At 62.0% G+C, this 16,003-nt stretch carries 15 protein-coding genes; 5 read left to right on the forward strand and 10 right to left on the reverse strand.

Annotated elements, in window-relative coordinates:
- Window positions 1-4: 4 nt before the first annotated feature.
- From AC1Z1G_RS17185 to AC1Z1G_RS17215, 7 genes are all read right to left on the reverse strand, one after another.
- Window positions 5-985, reverse strand: a complete 981-nt coding sequence (locus tag AC1Z1G_RS17185) for a Csu type fimbrial protein (RefSeq protein ID WP_483621215.1) — start codon at window positions 983-985, stop codon at window positions 5-7.
- Window positions 986-1,011: 26 nt separating this feature from the next.
- The gene (locus AC1Z1G_RS17190) at window positions 1,012-3,396 is read right to left on the reverse strand and encodes a fimbria/pilus outer membrane usher protein (RefSeq protein WP_483621216.1); all 2,385 of its coding nucleotides are present in this window, start codon (window positions 3,394-3,396) and stop codon (window positions 1,012-1,014) included.
- 91 nt (window positions 3,397-3,487) lie between these two features.
- Window positions 3,488-4,270: a fimbrial biogenesis chaperone gene (locus AC1Z1G_RS17195; protein ID WP_483621217.1), complete on the reverse strand. Its 783-nt coding sequence runs from the start codon at window positions 4,268-4,270 to the stop codon at window positions 3,488-3,490.
- A 27-nt stretch (window positions 4,271-4,297) separates the two neighbouring features.
- Window positions 4,298-4,798, reverse strand: coding sequence for a Csu type fimbrial protein (locus tag AC1Z1G_RS17200; RefSeq protein WP_483621218.1), 501 nt, complete (start codon window positions 4,796-4,798; stop codon window positions 4,298-4,300).
- 4 nt (window positions 4,799-4,802) lie between these two features.
- Window positions 4,803-5,339: a Csu type fimbrial protein gene (locus tag AC1Z1G_RS17205; protein ID WP_483621219.1), complete on the reverse strand. Its 537-nt coding sequence runs from the start codon at window positions 5,337-5,339 to the stop codon at window positions 4,803-4,805.
- An 18-nt stretch (window positions 5,340-5,357) separates the two neighbouring features.
- On the reverse strand, window positions 5,358-5,897 hold the full coding sequence (locus AC1Z1G_RS17210; RefSeq protein WP_483627888.1) for a Csu type fimbrial protein: 540 nt from the start codon (window positions 5,895-5,897) through the stop codon (window positions 5,358-5,360).
- A 106-nt stretch (window positions 5,898-6,003) separates the two neighbouring features.
- On the reverse strand, window positions 6,004-6,519 hold the full coding sequence (locus AC1Z1G_RS17215; RefSeq protein WP_483627890.1) for a Csu type fimbrial protein: 516 nt from the start codon (window positions 6,517-6,519) through the stop codon (window positions 6,004-6,006).
- 258 nt (window positions 6,520-6,777) lie between these two features.
- Between AC1Z1G_RS17215 and AC1Z1G_RS17220 the strand changes: the two genes are divergently transcribed.
- A complete protein-coding gene (locus AC1Z1G_RS17220) occupies window positions 6,778-8,091 on the forward strand; it encodes a leucine-rich repeat-containing protein kinase family protein (RefSeq protein ID WP_483621221.1) in 1,314 nt (437 codons plus the stop codon).
- 72 nt (window positions 8,092-8,163) lie between these two features.
- Here the strand turns inward: AC1Z1G_RS17220 and AC1Z1G_RS17225 are convergent, their stop codons facing one another.
- Window positions 8,164-8,868, reverse strand: coding sequence for a YebC/PmpR family DNA-binding transcriptional regulator (locus AC1Z1G_RS17225; RefSeq protein ID WP_483621223.1), 705 nt, complete (start codon window positions 8,866-8,868; stop codon window positions 8,164-8,166).
- A 219-nt stretch (window positions 8,869-9,087) separates the two neighbouring features.
- Between AC1Z1G_RS17225 and AC1Z1G_RS17230 the strand changes: the two genes are divergently transcribed.
- Complete coding sequence (locus AC1Z1G_RS17230; protein ID WP_483621225.1) at window positions 9,088-11,091, forward strand: type VI secretion system Vgr family protein; 2,004 nt, start codon at window positions 9,088-9,090, stop codon at window positions 11,089-11,091.
- Between the two features lie 17 nt (window positions 11,092-11,108).
- Here the strand turns inward: AC1Z1G_RS17230 and AC1Z1G_RS17235 are convergent, their stop codons facing one another.
- On the reverse strand, window positions 11,109-11,972 hold the full coding sequence (locus tag AC1Z1G_RS17235) for a LysR substrate-binding domain-containing protein (protein ID WP_483621227.1): 864 nt from the start codon (window positions 11,970-11,972) through the stop codon (window positions 11,109-11,111).
- 114 nt (window positions 11,973-12,086) lie between these two features.
- Here AC1Z1G_RS17235 and AC1Z1G_RS17240 point away from each other — a divergent pair, with 114 nt between their 5' ends.
- The 3 genes from AC1Z1G_RS17240 to AC1Z1G_RS17250 all read left to right on the forward strand — a co-directional run bounded on the left by AC1Z1G_RS17240 (window position 12,087) and on the right by AC1Z1G_RS17250 (window position 14,937).
- Complete coding sequence (locus AC1Z1G_RS17240; protein ID WP_483621228.1) at window positions 12,087-13,196, forward strand: 2-aminoethylphosphonate--pyruvate transaminase; 1,110 nt, start codon at window positions 12,087-12,089, stop codon at window positions 13,194-13,196.
- 167 nt (window positions 13,197-13,363) lie between these two features.
- Window positions 13,364-14,191: a phosphonoacetaldehyde hydrolase gene (gene phnX, locus AC1Z1G_RS17245; RefSeq protein ID WP_483621230.1), complete on the forward strand. Its 828-nt coding sequence runs from the start codon at window positions 13,364-13,366 to the stop codon at window positions 14,189-14,191.
- 197 nt (window positions 14,192-14,388) lie between these two features.
- On the forward strand, window positions 14,389-14,937 hold the full coding sequence (locus tag AC1Z1G_RS17250) for a cytochrome b (RefSeq protein ID WP_483621232.1): 549 nt from the start codon (window positions 14,389-14,391) through the stop codon (window positions 14,935-14,937).
- Here AC1Z1G_RS17250 and AC1Z1G_RS17255 read toward each other — a convergent pair.
- Entirely contained in the window at window positions 14,934-15,866 is a 933-nt protein-coding gene (locus AC1Z1G_RS17255; protein WP_483621234.1) for a 1-aminocyclopropane-1-carboxylate deaminase/D-cysteine desulfhydrase, read from the reverse strand. The two genes, AC1Z1G_RS17250 and AC1Z1G_RS17255, sit on opposite strands and share 4 nt — an antisense overlap.
- Window positions 15,867-16,003: the final 137 nt, after the last annotated feature.

Raw genomic sequence — 16,003 nt, forward strand, 5'->3', positions numbered from 1 at the left:
AGGTTCAGAACCCCACGTCCAACACCACATTATCCAGGTAAGTGCCGGCCGGTGGCGTGGTCTGGTCGGTGTAGATTTTCGCGTTGTAGTTAAAAATCTGACTGCCCGTTCCCAAGCCATTGCCGGGGTTGACCTCGGCATCGGAACTGGCCCGGCGTGCAGCGCCGACACTGCCCCACCGGGTGGTGCCGGCGCTTTTGAAAATGTCGTAAGACAGGTAATTACTGCCTGAAATCATCCGTCGCCGGCCGCCGACGCTGACGGCGTGCTGCCCATCGTCCAGGCCCACGGTGTAGGCACTGCCCTTGGTGCAGGTCAGGTTGACGGTCTGATTGGTGACCGTGGCAAACGCGCTGATCACCGGGGCGGTGCCGAAGCTGATGTTGGGTGCAGTGATCAAACAATCGTTGGTAACCGTCAGGGTAACCGTCAGGGTGGTGGAAGCATTATTGATATCTCGCAACGCGCAAAGGCTGCCGATTCCCAGCAGGTAACAGTAGTTCCAGTTCCAGGCAACGTTCAGGGTCTCGGAGTAGACGCCGGCGGCAACATTGCTGCCACTGATACTGGCCAGATAGATCGGTACGGTCTTGGCCACCAAGGGATTGCTCAGCAGGCCAAGGTTATCGGCGATCGAGTTGCGGGCGAAGTCGAACGCAATGCCGCGACTGATCGGATAGCTGGTGCTGTTATTGCCATACATCGTGTAACTGATCACGTCTCCGGTGGGGCCAACCAACCCCGAGGTCGCGGCTGTGAAGGTGGCATACAAATGGTCATTGGCCGTCAGTTGCGTTACCAGCGACCCCGTACAACTCAGCCCGGCATTGGTGGTCGAGCTGGGTTGCGAGGTGGTCCGCACCGTAATCGAACTGACCGAACCGAAACCGGCGGGCACGGTACTGACCACCGAACACAACGCCCAGGCCTGACCTGAAAGCGCCATCGCCAATAACCCCAGCCACCCACAGCTCCAGCGTCGCATGCCCCATCGCCTTGCTTGTCTGGCCGTCATTGGCACACCAGCGGCCCAATCAACGGCACCTGGTCCTGATTCATATTCAGTGCAAACTGTGCCCGGCAGGTCTGGCCGTCGGCCAGGGTCACCTTCAGGCTGTTTTGCCCGACGAGGTTTTCCAGGTACACCAGGCCGTCCCAGCCAACCACCGCCAGCGACCCGTTTTGTTCATTAAGCACATTGCTGCCCAGCGGCAACTGCTGTTGCCGGGCGTCCACCAGCACCACGCTGGCAGCGACGATCCGGCTCAGTGGAAACTCCAGCAGATAACCGCTGCCACGGCGCACCGCAATGCGTTGCTCCACGTTCGGGCTTTGCACGTTGGCCGGCAGATTCAGGGGATCGATTTCGTATTTGCCGCGGTAGTACGCGCTGCTCCACGGCACCAGGAGGTGACCGTTGCGGTCAGTCTGGCCCACCAACTGGTTTTCATAACGCACCGGAATGTCGGCGAAGCCGTGGGTGCTGACCACCACAAAGGCGTCGTCGATCCGGTTGGCCGCGAACAGTTGCCGGTCCATCCACACCACCGAGCCACTGGCATCGGCCCAACGGGTTTCAGCCTCACTGCTGCCATACACGCCCGCCTGCAACTGCACCGATTGCAGACGCCAGGTCAGGTCGGCCTGACGGTAATCCGGGCCAGAGCCATGGGCGTAACCGAGGTTGAAACCGACCCCGCCTTCAGTCGGCACCGAGCGGCTGTAGTTGACCCGTTGCCGGTTTTCGCCGGTTTTGCTGCGCTCGGTGCTCACGCTCAGGCTGCCACGCAGGTCGAAGGGAATCACCACTTGCGCCTGCATGGCCCAGCTGCTGTCGCCAATTTCACGGTTGGCCGACAGGTAAAAACTGGTATTGCGCCACAGCGGTTTGCTCCAGGTCAGGTTGAGCAAGCGGGTACGCGAGTCGTCTGCCGCGCGCACATCGAAATAGCCGGCACCGAGGCTGCCCCAGGTGTCGAGGTTGAGGCTCAGGGTCAGTTGTTCACTGCGCTGGCTCAACGTGGTGAACGGGCTGTCGACCACGGTCAGGTCGGCGTACTGATCGCGGCGCTGCATCCGTTGGTAGGCGATGCTGTAGCGCTGGCTGCTGTACTGATAACCGAGGCTCAGTTGCTGACCGCTGGCGCCGTCAAACTGACTTTGACTGAGCGCCGTGTTGAGCACGCCGAAATTGCCCAACCGCAGGTTGCCGCCCACGCCACCGAGGGTCAGCGAATCGGACGCTTCGGCATGGCCTTCCAGGGTCAGGTTGTCACTCAGGCCATAACGCAGGCTGCCGGACGTCACCCCCGGGCCGTAACCGAAATCCCGAATCCCGTAGTCCCGACGCAAGGTGCCCGCCGCCACCGAGAAGTCTGTCAGGCCCTTTTGCAGCAACGTGCTGGTGACGTAGAACGGCACCGTGGTCGAGACCTGTCGACCGAGGGCATCGGTCGTTACCACCACCGCTTCACCGGCACCGTTGATGAACGGAATGTTGGTCAGGGTGTAAGGGCCGGGTTGCAGGTCAGCGCTGCTGGACTTGTAGCCGTTGATGAACAGATCGACCGAGGACGGCACCGCCGCTTCCCCGGCGAATTGCGGCAAGGGATAGGTCACCAGGTCCGGGCGCACACCGAAATCGCGGGACAGTTGCACGCCGCCCAGGCGCACCGAATTACTCCACGGTAACGCACCGCTGACCAGATCGCCCGCCTCGTAGGTCAGCAAACGCTCGTCATCGGAGTAACGCCAGGTGGTGTCGTACCGCAGGTAGCCGTTGTCCAGCGTGTCGACGCTCCCGCCCGACAACGTACGCCGATACTGCCCGGTGTTGGACAGCGTGCCCCAGTTATCGAACAGCCGCACTTCGTTCCATGCCGCCAAATAGCTGCCGCCGTCATCGGTGTCATTGAGGTACAGGTCGTAGTTCAACAATGCGCCGAAACTGCTGAGCGCCGGGGTGCGCGGGTAGGCTTGGCGATTACCGACAAACTGCTCCGGCAACCAGTCCGGCGGCACACTCAGCAGCAGGCGCTGGCCTTGGCTGTCGTACTCGGTGTGCAGGCCTTGCAGGTGTTCGAGGTCAACCTCGACTCCCACGCCGTCGGGCAATTTCATACCGGTGTCACGCAGCATGGTAGCTGGCAGAAACAGTCTCCCGGCCCGTTGATCAACCGCCACGACACGCCCGGTATTCATCTGATTGACCACCAATTCAAGGAACAGTTGAGCATCGCCCACGACCTCCATGCCGCTGGGCGGTGGCGGCAGGTCACCGGCCCGCGAGTGAATAGCAACGGCCAGGCAGCCGAAGCCGAGCACAGCCCATAGCGAACGTTGAAAACGGCGAGCCTTACCCTGGCGCTTCACCCCTGCTTGTCCATCAATGGACATCTCCCCCCTGTTGCAACCCCACCCCGTATGACCCGCCCTGCCAGCCCTCCTCGCTATGATTGCCCGTCAGCGGGCTGCGCTTTTTGGCGCTTCAACGTGCCGGCGCAACATGCTGCAGCTGCGGCGCGCCATTGACCCTGACCTGTAGCGTCGGCGCCCCGGAAACCGGCTCCGGTGCCGGCCAGCGCATGCTCGCGCCGGGCAGCACATAACCGAGCAGCCCCTCGACCAGTGGCCGGCTCTGGCTGCCTTGCTGGAAGGCCACATCGGTGAGGCGCGCATGCACCGCCCCCTGATTGCGCACTTCAACGTAGGAACGCCCGTCGACCGCCACCGTGCGCCAGCTCAAGTCCGGCACACCGGCCCCTTTCGGGTCGCGCTTGCGGGTCGTGTCCTCCTTGCTCCACAAGCCCGCACCGTAGGCGAACAGCGGCACTGAATAACGCATCTGAAAACGGATGGCCGCCGCCGTCTTGCCGTCCTCGGCCGTGAGCGTCTGGGGCGCCGGGATTTCGTCGATAATGATCCGGTAAGCCAGTTCCTGACCCGGTGGCACCTCGCGGGTGCGAGTCAGGCGTACCAGTTGCTTCTGGCCGGGCTCGATCTTCGCCACAGGCGGGCTGCCGATCACGTCACGCTGATTCTGGTACTGGTCGCTGAAACCGCTCTGGCTCCAGGCGAATACCCGGATCTGCAGATTGGCCGTTTCGGTGCCGCGATTTTCAAGCCATAACGCACTGGCCTGCTGATCGGCCTCCAGCACCGGGTCGATCGGCCAGATCAGCACCGAACTCGCCGCCTGTACGTTGCACGACATCAGCATGGCCAACCACCACCAGCCCATGGCGCGCCAGCGCCGCGAAGGTGAATACATACGCCTGCTCCTTATGAAAACGCCCCATCACCACGCCAGCTGCACTTGCAGCACGTCGCTGTATGTCCCCCCAGGCACATTGCCCGGCAACTGCACCTGGCCGTAAATCGGCAGGCTGATGTTATTGGCGTCGGTGTAAGTCACCGAAACGCTCTGGCTGATCCCCAGGGCCTGGCTGTACGCGGCATCGCGATACAACTGATAGGCCACGCGCGCACTGCCGCTATTGAGCTGCATGTGCCGCCCACTGTTGTTGTACTGGCCGCCATCGACGGTCATGTTCAACGTCACGCCCGGCGTGCATTGCAACTGCACCCCACTGGTCAGCGCCACCTGCACCGTGCTGGTGGACAACGCCGAGGTCGTGCCGAACGCCAGGTTGCCGTAATTGGTGACGCCCCCCACCACCAGGCAACCGGCGGCGATCGTCGCACTGACCTGAAAGCTCTGGCTGGTCACTGCTGCCAGCGGCACCGGCAGGCTGGCCGTACACAACAAGGCCAGCGCCGCACAGCCGTGGCGGGCCATCGCACTAGAAGCTCAGTTCTACGGCAACCGTGTCGGTGTAAACCCCGGCCGGCAGGCCCGCCTTGCCCACGGCCTTGCCGTAGAGGTTCACGGTTTGCGCCGCCCCGGTACTGGTGGAGAGGTTGACGACCCCGTCGATCGCCAGAATCGTCTGGTGCCCCGCATCGGTGTAAAAGTCATAAGGCACATAGTGGCTGGTGCCATCGAACAGCGCGCGGGTGCCTCCGGTGGATTGCCCGTCATTGGTGCCCGCACGCACTTTGACCGTGGGTGAGGTGCCCGCCGAACACTGTATCGACAACGCCCCACCACCACCGGCCAACACTTGGGCATCGGCTTCGGTAAACAAACTGGTGGTGGTGCCGAAATTCAAGGCACCGAAGTTCAGGCCGGTGCTCCCGGACGCACCGTTGACCAGGCAACTGCTGGTCAGGGTCAGGGTCGATGAGATCTGCCCGGTGACCGTGGTCACAGCGTTGGCACTGGACGCCAATACCAACCCCAGCAGCGATAAACCTATCCTCGATACACGTTTATGCACGGTGTTCGTCCTCTGAAGTTACCAATTGAGCGTCACCGTCAGGGTGTCGGTATAGATCCCTGCGGGTATGGCGTGGGTATTCGCGACCACCGAGCCAAATACCGGGATGGGTACCTGGGCGCCACTGGTAACGGCGAAATTGCGGGTCTGGCCGATGCTGTAGCTGTCACTGCCAGCAGCATCGAGAAACAGTCGATAAGGAATGGTCTGGCGGCCGTTGCTCAGGCGCCGGGTGGTGCCATCACCGTGGGCACCGCCATCGATGGCCACGGTGAAACCGGTGACCGACGTATTGCAAGCCACCTCCAGCTTGCCGTTGTCGGCGCTGCTCAGGTTGGCGTTGAGGGGGTGCTGCCAGGTCGGGCCTTGTTCACCGAAATCCAGCAGGCCGAGATCCCTGACCGGGTTGTCCGGATCGGCGCCGTCACCCTTGCGCACTTCACAGCCGGCAATGATGACCAGCCGGGCGTGAATCTGACCGCTGATCACGGCGTACGCGTCATCCGCCAGCAACGCCAGTGCGCCAAAGGTCAGGCATGTCCAGCGCTTGCTTTTCATCGCACCCATCCCGTTTCCATCAGGATTCACGTTGTCGCCCGCCCACTGGCAAGCTTCGTTACCAGCAACGCCCGAACTCGCCGGGCAGTCACTCACTCAAACTGCGCTACCAGGTGACCGTGACCTTCACCAGATCGGAATAACGGCTGACCCGTGGAATCTCGGCCAGGCTTTCGATGCGTCCATACAGCGGCAAATCCACCGAGCCCGAATCGGGCACACGGCCACTCAACGGGACGTTGACCGGCAATGGAATGCGCCGCGCAGCGTCCTGATACAAACGGTAAGGAATGGGTTTTCCTGCGGTAGCGGCCGCCAGGTAGCGCACGTCACCGACGCCACCGTGCAGGCCGCCATCGACGTGTAGTTGATAAGGGGTGTCCGGGTTGCATTCCAGGCGTGGTAAACGGCCATTGATCAGCGCAGCGCCAAGGGGGCCGGCCGGGTCGTCAAGACGTGCAGTGCTGCCAAAATCCAGCACACCCAGTTGCACGATACCGTTACTGCGTGCCTGACCGACCAATTGGCAACCGCGTTGCACATTGACACGCACCTCTACCTGGAGGTCTGCGGCCAACGCCGTCACGCTGAGCATCACGCTCAAGACTGCCAACACCCACATTCCCTTCACGGCCTCAATCCTTTTGAGGAGTGCTTGTTTAGGGATCAGGTTAGCAACCCCGCCCGAAACCGCCAGCCAGGTCGCTACTTAGGCCTCCTGCACGGGGTGCCATTCATTTGGCACGCACCCGCAGGCGCCTCGGCCAACGGGTGCAAATCGTTGCCGCGTGTCAACCTCCTGCGTGAGGGCGTTTGCCGCTATCATGGCGGCCATTTTCGAAGGGCTGACGCCCTTATCTGTCGGAGTGTCGAACGGTTCATGCATACCCTCGCGCAACTGCGAGCCGGCCAACTGGCGGGGCTCAAACGTCTGGATCTGTCCTGTGGGCTGAGCGAATTTCCCGAGGAAATTTTCGAGCTGGCGGACTCGCTGGAAATCCTCAACCTGGGCGGTAATGCCCTGAGTGAGTTGCCCCACGACCTGCATCGGCTCAAGCATTTGCGGGTGTTGTTCTGCTCCGACAACCAGTTCACACGGCTACCCGAATGCCTGGGTCAGTGCCCGGCGCTGACGATGATCAGCTTCAAGGCCAATCGCGTCGAAACGGTCCCGGCCGCTGCGTTGCCACCGTTGTTGCGCTGGCTGATCCTGACCGACAACTGCATCAGCGAGTTGCCGAGCGAACTGGGTGAACGCCCGCACCTGCAAAAACTGATGCTGGCCGGCAATCGCCTGCACAGCCTGCCGCCCAGCCTCAGCCAGTGCCATCAACTGGAGCTGATTCGCATCGCCGCCAACCGCCTGAGCGAATTGCCGCACTGGCTGGTGACATTGCCAAGCCTGGCCTGGCTGGCCTACGCCGGTAATCCGCTGGAAACCGAAGCGGATGCCTCGGCCCTGGACGCAGTCGCGAATATTCCCTGGTCCCAGGTGCAGCTTGGCCAGTTGCTGGGCGAAGGCGCTTCCGGGGTGATCCATCAGGCGCGCTGGGCCTCACCGACAACGCCTGCGCGTCAGGTGGCGGTCAAGCTCTACAAAGGGCACATGACCAGCGACGGCTCGCCGCTGCACGAAATGAACGCCTGCATCAGCGCCGGGCGCCATCCCAACCTGATCCGCATCGAAGGCCGAATCACCGACCATCCGCAGGCGCTGAACGCCCTGGTGATGCAGTTGATCGACCCGCACTTTCGCAACCTCGCGGCGCTGCCCAGCCTGGCCTCATGCTCGCGGGATGTGTATGCCGACCATTGCACGTTCAGCGCGCCAGTGGCGCTGCGCATCGCCCGCGGCATTGCCTCGGTGGCGGCTCATCTGCACGAACACGGCATTACCCATGGCGATCTCTACGGTCATAACATTTTGTGGAGTGAGCAAGGCGAATGCCTGCTGGGCGACTTCGGCGCGGCGTCGTTTCATGCCACGGCGGACACCCTGGAAACCCGAGCTCTGCAACGCATCGAAGTGCGGGCATTCGGGATTTTGCTGGGGGAATTGCTGGAGCGCATCGACGGTGGGCTCAGTGCCGAGGGCCGCCAAAGGCTGGAAGGCTTGCAGCAGCGCTGCTGTCAACCGCATGTGCTGGCGCGACCCGGATTTGCCGAGATCGAGCGCGCACTGGAGGGCCTGTGACCCTGGACGGTCATTGGCCTGCGTACCTCGCGCCTGCAGGCTGGCTGTAGACGCGAGACGGCGTTCAGTCGCTTAACCGGCCAACCCGACAAACATGTCTTGCACGTCGTCATGGTTATCCAGGCCTTCAAGGAAGGCTTCGACTTCTTCCATTTGCGCATCGCTCAGGCCACTGACCGGGTTCTTCGGCTTGTAGCCCAGCTTGGCCGACAGCACGGTGAAGCCTTGCTCCGGCAGTGCTTTCTGGACTGCGTCCAGGTCCGTCGCTTCGGTGATGAACAGGGTTGCACCCTCTTCGCCCGGCTCGAAATCCTGGGCGCCGGCTTCGATGGCGGCCATTTCCGGATCGGCGTCAGGGCTGTCCGGGGACGCCTCGATCATGCCCACGTGGTCAAAATCCCAGGCCACCGAACCCGAAGCGCCCAACTGCCCCTTGCGGAACGCCACACGAATTTCGGCGACGGTGCGGTTGATGTTGTCGGTGACGCACTCGACGATCAGCGGCACCTGATGCGGGGCGAACCCTTCGTACGTGACACGGTGATACTGCACGGTTTCACCGAGCTGACCCGAGCCTTTCTTGATCGCGCGCTCCAGGGTTTCGCGAGGCATCGAGGCTTTCTTGGCCTGTTCCACCACCAGGCGCAGGTGCGCGTTGGTCGTGATATCAGCACCGTTGCGCGCGGCAATCGTGATCTCTTTCACCAGCTTGCCAAAGATCTTGCCTTTGGCGTTGGCTGCCGCTTCTTTGTGTTTAACCTTCCACTGTGCGCCCATTTCTCACTCTCTTGATCGGTGGCGCCGAGACATCTATTGGTCGACGCAGGTACGCAAGTTTATACGGCCTAAACCCGCCAATCGACCTAAAATTGGAACGCTTGATCGACATCTTCACCTCATGTCGTAGGGGATTTCTGAAAATGCCTTTTGCGGTGTCTATCAGACGTCATCGTTTCGTACCCTTTGCGCCCGTTCCTAAAGGCAGCAGAGTGTGTGATGCATAACGACATGGAAAGCCCCTTCACCCTGACCCTCGCCGCTCAAGGGCTGAGCCTGCCAGTGCGGAGGTTCAGTGGTCGCGAAGCCTTCAACGAGCCCTACTGCTTCGAAATCAGCCTCAGCCGCCGCGAACCCCTCATTGACCTGAACACACTGCTCGGCCAACCGGCGTTCCTCGACATGGGCACTCGCTGCGGCATCCACGGCATTGTCCAGAGCGCGGGGTTGCAGTATCGCGACCCGCAAACCGTCGGCTATCAACTGACCCTGGTGCCCTGCCTGATGGCCCTTGCGCAAGGCCCCGTGCGCCGGGTGTTTCATGAACTGAGCGTACCGGCGATCCTGCGCCAACTGCTTGAAGAACACCGATTGCCTGACACCGCTTACCGCTTCGAACTGCCCAGTGGCCACTACCCGACCCGAGCGTTTTGCATCCAGTACGATGAAAGCGACCTGCACCTGTTGCACCGCCTCTGCGAAGAGGAAGGCATTCACTATCACTTCGAACACCAGCCGGACGCTCATGTGCTGGTGTTCGCCGAAGACGCGAACAGCTTCGCGCAACAACCGGTCATGGCACATTTCCGACCGCCCGCCTCTTTGACAGACCGCACGCCGGCCATTACCCAGGTCTATCAACGCCACCATCTGGCAGCTCCGGCGCCACTCCCGGCGAGCTCGTCCTCGAGCCCCGAAAGCAGTGCCATGGAGGCCTTCGACGGTGCCGCCAACCAGCCACCCGCGCAGATGACACCGACGGTGGGCCGCCAGAGTCCTGCACTCGCCCGCCGCCAGCAACTCGGCCGACGGGCGCTGGAGCGTTTGCGCAGCCGGCACCAGCAGATCGAAGGTCAAGGCACCCATCCACACCTGCGCAGCGGGCACCTCATGCAGTTGAGCGAACATCCGCTCTCGGTGTTCAACGACCAGTGGCTGGTGACCGAAATCCAGCACCTGGGCCTTGCGCCCTCGGAAACCACCACGCAGGAGGAACGATGGCTGGCGGATGACCCCACGATGCACCCTCAGGGCTATGGCAACCGCTTCAAGGCGATTCCCTGGTCTGTGGTATTCAGGCCCGCGCTCAATCATCCAAAGCCCTGCATTCCGGGTTACCAGCGTGCAACGGTGTGCGGTCCCGAGGGGCAATCGGCGGCCCTCGATGAACAAGGACGGATCAAGATCCGTTTGTGGCCAACGCAGGTACAGGACTCGCAGGCACCCACGGGTTTTTGGCTGCCGCTGGCACAAGGCGGTCAAACCCGACGACCGCCGTGTGGAAGTGAGGTACTCATCGGATTCGTCGACAATGACCCCGACCTACCGGTATTACTGGCGTTCCCCGAACAGCCCGCCGCCGCACCCGTGCAAGCACCCGGGGTGTACCTGGACGGGTGCAGGCTCAGCGACGCTACTGCCCATGTCCACGTCGGTGCCGGGCAGCGGTTGCACGTCGAGGATATCCTGCCACTGACCCTGACCGCCCGGCGTAACCAATTGCACGTGAGCCCCGAGCACATTGCCTTGTGCGCCACGGCCCAAACAACGCCCACGCCCAGCCCAAGGAAAAAGCCGAAGCCCGACGCTCGGCTGCCGGACGGCGACTTTTACCTGTTTGCCCAGCCGCCCGCCCGCACCGGGCATCTGGCCGACACCACGTGGTACATCGTCCGGTTACCTTATCCGGGCCTCAAGGATCTGCCCGGCCTGGGCCGCGATTGCGTGCTGATGGAAGGTAAAAGCCAGGCGACGGGGAATCTGCGATTGAGCGCCGAACAGACCAAACGCCTGGCCGAGGCATTTGTCAGCACCCCGCAGCAGCTTTGCCTGCTCTACCCGGGGCACTGCGTGCCGCTGGCCGAGTACTTCGACCGCCACTGGAGCCCCGAGCAGCGTGAAGCCTTCCTGCAACAGGGCAAACCACCCGCAGCGGCAGGGGAAAAGCACAACAGCGACCTGCTGCTCGACTGGCTGCTCAACCGCCCGGCCCCGTCACACTAAGTGTGCTTGAGCAGCGCTCACGGCGACGGCGCCAACCCGAAAAACGCCTGAATCAAGCGCAAATCCCGGCGCCGCTCCATGCAGCCGAGCATATGCCGGTTGAGCAGCCCTTCGCCGACGATCGGCACCGCCCGCACCCGTGGGTCATGGCTGACCTCCACCGAAGACACCACACCCACCCCCAGCTCGGCCGCCACCGCTTCGGTCACCGCCTCACGGCTGTCCAGTTCCAGTAATACCCGAGGGTTGACCTTGGCGTGCGCGCACGCCTCATCGAAGGTGCGCCGGGTGGTCGAACTCGGCTCACGCAACACCATGATCACCTGATCCAGTTGCTTGAGCGCGATGCCGTCCGGCAGCGCCGCCCATGGGTGAGTGTGGGGCACCAGCGCGCAAATCCGCGACTGGTTCAAGGCTTGCAAGTGCAAGCCTTTGCGCGGTTCGACCTCAGTCAGCACCGCCACATCGGCATGCTCGGACAACAGCGCCGCAAGGGTTTCCTGAGCGTTGCCCAACCGCAGGTTGACGGTAATCCCCGGATACCGTGCCCGTAAACTGGCGAGCATCGGCATGACCAGGTGCGGTCCGTCCGCCGCCACTTCCAGGCGTCCGGTCAATAACTGGCGGTTCGCTTCGAGCATCACCTGCGCCTCCTCGACCAGACCGAACATCGCCCGGGTGATCGCCGCCAGTCGGGTGCCCTCCTCCGTCAGTTCGACCCGCCGGGCCGTGCGCCGCAACAGCGTGATCTGGTAGTGCTCTTCCAGCGCCTTGATATGCCCGGTAACGGCCGGCTGGCTGATGAACAAACGCGCCGCCGCACGGGTAAAACTGCCTTCGCGGGCCACCGCATCAAATGCGCGGAGTTGGAACAGATTCATTGATATCGGCCTCACTGATAGCTGGCATAACAATAAACAATTTGATTGATGACACGGTAAATTGCAATTTATGCCCCGTAGCTTCAGCCCCCAGCGTTTTGCGAGGACATGAAAATGAGTACCGCCGAGCCCATCCTGCTCACCCCTGGCCCACTGACCACATCGCTGCGCACCCGCCAGGCGATGATGGTGGACTGGGGCTCATGGGATGACCGCTTCAACCAGCTCACCGCCAGCCTCTGCGAACAGTTGCTGGCCATCCTCAACGGCGCCGACACACACCACTGCGTGCCGTTGCAGGGCAGTGGCACCTTCGCTGTCGAAGCGGCCATCGGCACGCTGGTGCCCCGCGACGGTAAAGTGCTGGTGCTGATCAACGGCGCCTACGGCAAACGCCTGGCGAAGATCTGCGAAGTCCTCGGCCGTGCCTTCAGCACCTTTGAAACCGCCGAAGACGAGCCAACCACCGCCGCCGACGTTGACCGCCTGCTGCGGGCCGACAGCAGCATCACCCACGTGGCGCTGATCCACTGCGAAACCAGCACAGGGATTCTCAATCCGCTTTCGCACATCGCCGAGGTCATTGCCCGACACGGCAAACGCCTGATCATCGATGCCATGAGTTCCTTCGGCGCGCTGCCGATCGACGCTCAAAAAATACCCTTCGACGCCCTGATCGCCGCCTCCGGAAAATGCCTGGAAGGTGTGCCGGGCATGGGGTTCGTTTTCGCCAACAAAGCCGCGCTGGCCAATGCCGCCGGCAACTCCCACTCGCTGGCGATGGACCTATTCGACCAACACAACTACCTGGCCAAGACCGGCCAATGGCGCTTCACGCCACCAACCCACGTGGTCGCGGCGCTGCACGAAGCGCTGCTGCAATACAACGAAGACGGCGGCCTGCCGGCGCGGCATCAGCGTTACGCCAATAACTGCAGGGTGTTGCTCGATGAAATGGCCACACTCGGTTTGCGCAGTTTTCTGCCGGCCGCGATCCAGGCGCCAATCATCGTTACCTTCCATGCCCCAAAAGATCCGCGCTATCAGTTCAAGGCATTCTACGAGCGGGTGAAAGCCAAGGGATTCATTCTGTATCCGGGCAAATTGACCCAGGTCGAGACCTTCCGCGTCGGCTGTATCGGTCACGTCAACCAGGCTGAAATGAGAGCGGCCGTGGCCGCGGTCGCCGAGGCGCTGCGCGAAATGGAAGTACTGGAGTTTTAAACCCCACCGCATTCCCCTGCGGGAGCGGCGGTGCGGCGATCCGACCTGCTCGCGAAGACGATTGAACATTCAAGATTGAAGCCGACTGATTTACCGCTATCGCGAGCAGGCTCGCTCCCACCAGAAGCCGTTCCCCTATTAACCAGATGCCACAGGATTTGATCACCATGAACTACAACAACCCTACCCGGCTGCAAGCCGCCATCCTCGACTGGGCCGGCACCGTGGTTGATTTCGGCTCTTTCGCACCGACCCAGATTTTCGTCGAGGCCTTTGCCGAGTTCGACGTTCAGGTGTCCATCGAGCAAGCGCGTGGCCCGATGGGCATGGGCAAGTGGGACCACATCCGTACCCTCTGCAATCAACCGGAAGTCGCCGAGCGCTACCGCCAAGTCTTCGGCCGTACACCGACCGACGATGACGTGAGCGCGATCTACCAGCGCTTCATGCCACTGCAAATCGAAAAAATTGCCGAGCACTCGGCGCTGATCCCCGGCGCACTGGAAACCATCGCCCACCTGCGACAGCAAGGGATCAAGATCGGCTCATGCTCCGGCTATCCGAAGCAGGTCATGGACAAAGTCGTTGAGCTGGCCGCCACCAACGGCTACGTGGCTGACCATGTGGTTGCCACCGACGAAGTGCCCAACGGTCGCCCGTGGCCGGCCCAGGCACTGGCCAACGTGATCGCGCTGGGCATCGACGACGTTGCCGCCTGCGTGAAGATCGACGACACCGTGCCGGGCATTCTCGAAGGGCGCCGTGCCGGCATGTGGACCGTGGCGCTGGTCTGCTCGGGCAACGCACTGGGTTTGACCCATGAAGGCTATCGCGCACTGAGCCGTGAAAAACTGGCCAGCGAACGTACACGCATCCACGCGATGTTCGAAGGCTCGCGCCCGCACTACATGATCGACACCATTACCGACTTGCCTGAAGTGATTGCCGACATCAACAAACGCCTGGCCAACGGGGAAATGCCCCAAAGCAACTGATGGCCGCGTTCGCAACAAAATAGCGCCAGCCCTGAACGGGGCTGGCGCTTTTATTGGTCCCTGCGGCTGTCTCAGAGTGTGAGACAAGGCATAAATGCCTGATCTGCCTCAGGCAAAGCCACGCAAACAGGATTACAGTTAAGGCACTCCGTCGCACAAGAACGGAGGCTTCAGACCTGAATAGCGAGGAATACCGTATGCCCTGGAAGAACTCCGACACACGCTACAGCACCGTCTCCATCGCGCTGCACTGGTTGATGCTGGTGTTACTGGCGGTGGTCTATGCCTGTATCGAATTGCGCGGGATCTTTCCCAAGGGCAGTGGCGGTCGGACCCTGATCAAAGAAGCCCACTTCATGCTCGGCCTGACGGTGTTTGTGCTGGTCTGGTTGCGGTTGTTTGCCCGCAGCCTGGGCGTTGCACCGAAAATTGTCCCAACCCCTCCCAACTGGCAGATGTTGCTGTCACGCCTGATGCACATCGCGCTCTATGTATTCATGATCGCCATGCCGATTCTGGGCTGGATCGTCACCAGCGCCGAGGGCCATCAGGTGATGTTCTACGGCATCGACCTGCCGTTGCTGGTCGAAGAAAACAAACCACTGGCCAAACAAGTCGAACACTGGCATGTGCTCGGGGGCACCATCGGCTACTGGTTGATCGGCCTGCACGCCGTGGCCGGCCTTTATCATCATTACGTCTACCGCGATAACACCCTGTTGCGGATGATGCCCAAACGCGGCTAATCCAGGCCGACCGATGCGTAACCCCGGCGGCCCTGCAAGCCGCCGGTGTGCACAAAAACCAGCCGTGTACCGGCAGCGAAACGTCCCGCCTCGACCTGTTGCTTGAGTGCCAGCAGCGCTTTGCCGGTGTACAGCGGCTCCAGGGGGAGGCCGCAAGCTCGCTCAGTGCTGTCAATGAAGGCCAGCAACTCGGGGTCAACCCTGGCGAAGCCACCGCGACTGCCGTCAAACAGCTCATAGCCGCTGTTCGGCAAAGCACATTCGCCGAGGACCGATTCAACCTGTTGCGCCACGCCATGATCATCAGGCACCGCCAGCACGCCATACACCGGATGCCTTCGCGCCTCGGCCAGCACCAGCCCGGCCAGCGTGGTGCCCGTTCCGCAGGCCAGCCACCAGCCGTCATAGTCGCGCCAACCCAACGCACCCAGTTGTTCATGCACTTGCATCAGCAATTGAGCGCAGCCGCGCGCGCCCGGTAAACCGCCGCCCCCTTCAGGGACCGGATGCAGATGAGGGTACTGCACCTGCCACGGCTGCCAGAAACCCGGCTCATTGCGCGCGCGATAACCGCCGTAACCCAACCAGTGCACCTGCATGCCGAAGGCCTGCAGGTCCTGCACGGTGGGGTTCTCTTGGGGATGGCCACGCAACAGGCCCACGGTGGGAAAACCGAAGCGTTTACCTGCCGCCGCCAGTGCATGCAAATGGTTGGAGTAAGCACCGCCCAGGCTAATCACACCTTCGGCCCCCGCTTCGCAGGCCACTCTCAGGTGATCAATGAGCTTGAACCACTTGTTACCCGAGATCAGCGGGTCGATCTGGTCCAGGCGCAGGACCGCGACCTCGATACCGGCTGCAGTAAGCCAGCCCAGATGAAGACGCTCGAGAGGCGCATGGGGAAGCCAGTCGCAGGAAGGAGAAAGCATGAATGCCGGCTCTTTGGGAAAGAGCCGGCATCTTACCAGCACAGAGGACGCCTTCGCGGGCAAGTCGGGTCGCCGCATCGCTCGCTCCTACAGGGCTGGAACACCATTGGGTGAACACTCCAAAACCCATAGGAGCA

This window comes from Pseudomonas sp. JL27(2026), from assembly GCF_056933555.1.

Coding starts and splice junctions, on each gene's coding strand:
- AC1Z1G_RS17215 (WP_483627890.1), bottom strand. CDS start 6,519: ATGTGGGTGTTGGCAGTCTTGAGCGTGATGCTCAGCGTGACGGCGTTG.
- AC1Z1G_RS17195 (WP_483621217.1), bottom strand. CDS start 4,270: ATGTATTCACCTTCGCGGCGCTGGCGCGCCATGGGCTGGTGGTGGTTG.
- AC1Z1G_RS17230 (WP_483621225.1), top strand. CDS start 9,088: ATGCATAACGACATGGAAAGCCCCTTCACCCTGACCCTCGCCGCTCAA.
- AC1Z1G_RS17210 (WP_483627888.1), bottom strand. CDS start 5,897: ATGAAAAGCAAGCGCTGGACATGCCTGACCTTTGGCGCACTGGCGTTG.
- AC1Z1G_RS17190 (WP_483621216.1), bottom strand. CDS start 3,396: ATGTCCATTGATGGACAAGCAGGGGTGAAGCGCCAGGGTAAGGCTCGC.
- AC1Z1G_RS17185 (WP_483621215.1), bottom strand. CDS start 985: ATGCGACGCTGGAGCTGTGGGTGGCTGGGGTTATTGGCGATGGCGCTT.
- AC1Z1G_RS17235 (WP_483621227.1), bottom strand. CDS start 11,972: ATGAATCTGTTCCAACTCCGCGCATTTGATGCGGTGGCCCGCGAAGGC.
- AC1Z1G_RS17200 (WP_483621218.1), bottom strand. CDS start 4,798: ATGGCCCGCCACGGCTGTGCGGCGCTGGCCTTGTTGTGTACGGCCAGC.
- AC1Z1G_RS17225 (WP_483621223.1), bottom strand. CDS start 8,868: ATGGGCGCACAGTGGAAGGTTAAACACAAAGAAGCGGCAGCCAACGCC.
- AC1Z1G_RS17250 (WP_483621232.1), top strand. CDS start 14,389: ATGCCCTGGAAGAACTCCGACACACGCTACAGCACCGTCTCCATCGCG.
- phnX (WP_483621230.1), top strand. CDS start 13,364: ATGAACTACAACAACCCTACCCGGCTGCAAGCCGCCATCCTCGACTGG.
- AC1Z1G_RS17255 (WP_483621234.1), bottom strand. CDS start 15,866: ATGCTTTCTCCTTCCTGCGACTGGCTTCCCCATGCGCCTCTCGAGCGT.
- AC1Z1G_RS17240 (WP_483621228.1), top strand. CDS start 12,087: ATGAGTACCGCCGAGCCCATCCTGCTCACCCCTGGCCCACTGACCACA.
- AC1Z1G_RS17220 (WP_483621221.1), top strand. CDS start 6,778: ATGCATACCCTCGCGCAACTGCGAGCCGGCCAACTGGCGGGGCTCAAA.